Annotated in this window: 5 protein-coding genes; all 5 read right to left on the minus strand. The window is 69.6% G+C overall.

The window, feature by feature from the left end; translation table 11 throughout:
- Window positions 1-128: 128 nt before the first annotated feature.
- Window positions 129-1,316: a DivIVA domain-containing protein gene (locus BHU15_RS30825; RefSeq protein WP_069630141.1), complete on the minus strand. Its 1,188-nt coding sequence runs from the start codon at window positions 1,314-1,316 to the stop codon at window positions 129-131.
- 49 nt (window positions 1,317-1,365) lie between these two features.
- Complete coding sequence (locus BHU15_RS30830) at window positions 1,366-1,662, minus strand: YggT family protein (RefSeq protein ID WP_023542376.1); 297 nt, start codon at window positions 1,660-1,662, stop codon at window positions 1,366-1,368.
- A gap of 68 nt (window positions 1,663-1,730) precedes the next feature.
- Window positions 1,731-2,348, minus strand: coding sequence for a cell division protein SepF (locus BHU15_RS30835; RefSeq protein WP_031231917.1), 618 nt, complete (start codon window positions 2,346-2,348; stop codon window positions 1,731-1,733).
- Between the two features lie 124 nt (window positions 2,349-2,472).
- The gene (locus tag BHU15_RS30840; RefSeq protein WP_069630142.1) at window positions 2,473-3,192 is read right to left on the minus strand and encodes a YggS family pyridoxal phosphate-dependent enzyme; all 720 of its coding nucleotides are present in this window, start codon (window positions 3,190-3,192) and stop codon (window positions 2,473-2,475) included.
- A complete protein-coding gene (gene pgeF / locus BHU15_RS30845) occupies window positions 3,189-3,941 on the minus strand; it encodes a peptidoglycan editing factor PgeF (RefSeq protein ID WP_069630143.1) in 753 nt (250 codons plus the stop codon). Before pgeF ends, BHU15_RS30840 begins: the two co-directional genes overlap by 4 nt.
- Window positions 3,942-4,021: the final 80 nt, after the last annotated feature.

Below are 4,021 nucleotides of genomic sequence, written 5' to 3' on the forward strand. Positions count from 1 at the left end.
TTTCGGGAAGGGGCGGGGTGGGGGAAACCGCCCGCGCACGCGGAAAGGGCCGGGCCCGGGGTGTGTACCCCGGGCCCGGCCCTTCAGCCTGCCGACGGCTGCGCGCGACTACCCGCGCCCAACGCCCGTCAGTTGTCGTCCTCGTCGATCAGAAACCCGCGCATCGGCGACGGCGCCTGCTGCATCGGCTGCATGGGCTGCGGCGCCTGCGGCCGTACCGGCGCCATCGGCTGGGTCATCGCCGGGGACATCTGCTGCTGGTTCCCGTACGACGGTCCGCCCGACGACGGGCCGTGCCCGCCGCCCATGGACGGGTTGCCGCCCATGGTGTGACCCATCGCGCCCGCACCGGCCGGTGCCATGGACGGCGACGGCGGCAGCGAGGCCGCGGCCGGCGTACGCGGCGGGGCAAGCGAGTCGTCCGCCTGGGTCTCCAGCTGGCGCAGCTGGCTCTCCAGGTAGGACTTCAGCCGCGTGCGGTACTCGCGCTCGAAGCCACGCAGGTCCTCGACCTTGCGCTCCAGCGTCGCGCGCGCGGACTCCAGGGAGCCCATCGCGACGCGGTGCTTCTCCTGCGCGTCCCGCTCCAGGGCGTCCGCCTTCGCACGGGCGTCCCGCTCCAGACCCTCGGCACGCGAACGCGCCTCTCCCACGATCTTGTTGGCCTCGGAACGGGCCTCCGCGATCGCCTGGTCGGCGGTCTGCTGCGCCAGCGAGAGCACTCGCGCGGCGCTGTCGCCGCCGGGGCCGCCCTGACCGGGCTGCGGGCCGTGGCCCATGGGGCCGCCCATCGGTCCACCCATGGGACCGCCCTGCATGGGGCCGCCCTGCATCTGGCCCTGCATAGGTCCGCCCTGCATCTGGCCCTGCATGGGGCCGCCCTGCATGGGACCGGGACCGTGCTGACCCTGCGGGCCGGGGCCGTGGCCGGGGTGCTGACCCGGGCCGGGGCCGTGTCCGCCGGGGCCGGCGGGAAGCTGCGGGGGCCCACCGGGCAGTTGGGGCTGGCCCATCTGCGGGGGCTGCTGCTGCTGTACCGGCGGTCCGGATATGGCGGCGGGGACGGGCGCGCCGGGCCGCTCCTGCTGCTCCGGCGGCTTACGCATCCCCTGCTGCTGTTGCTGCTGCTGGTTCTGCGCGGCGGCACGCGTCGCGGCGGCCAGCTTGGCGCGCAGATCCTCGTTCTCGCGGAGCAGGCGCGTCAGTTCGGCCTCGACCTCGTCTAGGAAGGCATCGACCTCGTCCTCGTCGTAGCCTTCTCGGAGGCGGACGGTCGTGAACTGCTTGTTCCGCACGTCCTCGGGGGTCAACGGCATCTCTTCTTCACCTCTACGTAGTCGTCGGCAGTCGGCAAGACCGTATCGTTCACATTGCCCTCGCAAGGTTGCTGACAACCGAGATGAGGATGTACACGATGATCATCAGAACGAAGAAGGACAGGTCGAGTGCCACGCCCCCGAGACGCAGCGGCGGAATGAACCGCCGCAGAAGCTTGAGCGGTGGATCGGTGACAGTGTAGGTGGCCTCCAGAACGACCACCATCGCCTTGCCGGGCTGCCATGAGCGGGCGAATTGGAAGACGTAATCCATGACCAGCCGGAAGATCAGCACGATGAGGAAGCACACCAGCGCGATGTAGACCACCTGTAGCGCAACGCTCATCCCGCGCTTCCCTCTCCCCTGGCTTCTCTGGTCCGGCCTCGCGGCCGGGTCGTTCCCGGTGTCGAATCTCAGCTCTGGTTGAAGAACCCGCCCTCTGCGATTCGGGCCTTGTCCTCCGCCGTGACATCGACGTTAGCAGGCGACAACAGGAACACCTTCTGCGTCACTCGCTCAATGCTGCCATGGAGACCGAAGACTAGTCCCGCGGCAAAGTCGACAAGTCGCTTCGCATCGGTGTCGTCCATCTCGGTCAGGTTCATGATCACCGGGGTGCCCTCGCGGAAGTGTTCCCCGATGGTACGGGCCTCGTTGTAGGTCCGCGGGTGCAGTGTGGTGATGCGGTAGGGCTCTCGTTCGGAGACGACCTTGGGCATGATCACTGGTGCGTTCTTCTCCAGGCTGGGGCGTTCAGGTGTGATGGATGCCACGGGGGCGATTCGAGCAGGACGTCCGCTTTCTGCCGCTACCGGCACCGGCTGACGTTCCCGTTCACGCTGCGGAGGAGGCTGCACCACTCGTACTGGTTCGTCCCGTTCGACCTGGTGTACCGGCTGGTGGCGCCGGTGTTCACGCTCGGGTTCGGGCTCGGGTTCGAAATCGTCATCGGGGTCGAAACCCCGGCCGTCGTACCCATCGTCCTCCACGAGGCCGAGGTAGACCGCCATCTTGCGCATCGCGCCGGCCATGCTCTGAGTCCTCCGCTCTGTGGTGGATCGGCCTCGTCACCAAGTGCCCTCGATCCACGCGGTCTTTCCACCTTTCGGCGGAAATGACCATATTTTCTGCTGTGGTCCGACTTGCTTCGCGACGTTACCCGAGCCGGGGGCGGACTCCGAGTACCGCCGTACCGACGCGCACATGTGTCGCTCCGGCCGTCACGGCTGCTTCGAGGTCCGCACTCATCCCTGCTGACACCATGTTCGCAGCAGGATGGTCCGCGCGCAGCAGGGATGACAATTCCAGCAGGCGCTCGAACGCCGCCTGTTGGCGATCGGCGTACGGCCCGGCGAGGGGCGCGACGGTCATCAGACCGTCCAGCCGCAGTCCCGGTGCCCCGGCGACGGCCGTCGCCAACTCCCCGATCCCGTCCGGGGCGACGCCGCCCCGCTCACCGCGCGCACCCGAGTCCGCGTCGAGCGCGACCTGGACGAGCACGCCGAGTTCACGGTCCGCGCGCACCGCCGCGGCCGACAGGGCCGAGACGAGTTTGAGCCGGTCGACAGATTGCACAACATCGGCATAACCCGCCACGGAACGGACTTTGTTGGTCTGCAACTGGCCCACGAAGTGCCACGTCAGCGACAGATCCGCGCACGCGGCGGCCTTGGGCGCCGCGTCCTGGTCGCGGTTCTCGGCAACGTGCCGCACCCCGAGTTCATGCAGCAGTCGCACGTCGCTCGCCGGGTAGGTCTTGGTGACCACGATCAGGGTGACTTCGTCCCGTTCGCGGCCGGCCGCCGCGCAGGCGGACGCGATACGGGCCTCCACCTTGTGAAGATTTTCGGCGAGTTCCTTCGCACGATCGGTCATGACGCCCCCAGCCAGACATATCCGGCGAGCCGTCCGGTGGTGCCCTCGCGGCGGTACGAGAAGTGGTCGGCCGATTCGATCGTGCAGATCCCGGAGCGGTGCCGGTCCCGGACCCCGAGTGCGGCGAGTTGGGCGTGCACCCCGGCGGCGACATCGACGGCGGGGGTGCCCCAGCTGGTCTTGGACCAGGACTCCGGTACGGCTTCGGCGACTTGGGCCCGCATGGCTTCGGGGACCTCGTAACACCGCCCGCAGACGGCGGGTCCGGTCCGGGCGGTGATCCGGGAGGGTTCCGCGCCCCGTTCGACCATCGCGTCGACGGCGGCCGGGACGACGCCCGCGAGAAGTCCGGGGCGTCCGGCGTGCGCGGCGGCGACGACTCCCGCCACCGGGTCGGCCAGCAGAACCGGGACGCAGTCGGCGGTGAGTACGGCGAGTGCGAGCCCCGGGCGGGTGGTGACCACGGCGTCGACCGTCGGGATTTCCCCCGACTCGCCCGGCTCCCACGGTCCTTCGACGACGGCGACGTCGCGGCCGTGCACCTGGTTCATCCAGACGACCAGCGCCGGGTCGAGCCCGAGGGACTCGGCGGCGGCGGCCCGGTTGGCACGTACGGCGGCGGGGTCGTCGCCGACCGCGCCGCCGAGGTTGAGCCGCTCGTACGGAGCGGCGCTCACCCCGCCCCACCTGTCGGTGAAGGCGAAATGGGCGCCGCTCGTCGAGACGGACGTGTCGTGCTGTCCTATCACTTCAAGAAGTCCGGGACATCCAGCTCTTCGGCCTGGGTGTCCTGGTACGGACGGGCCGGCGGTCAACGAGAAGCCCCTGC

The organism is Streptomyces niveus, from assembly GCF_001723055.1.
GTDB classification, from domain to species: Bacteria; Actinomycetota; Actinomycetes; order Streptomycetales; family Streptomycetaceae; genus Streptomyces; species Streptomyces niveus.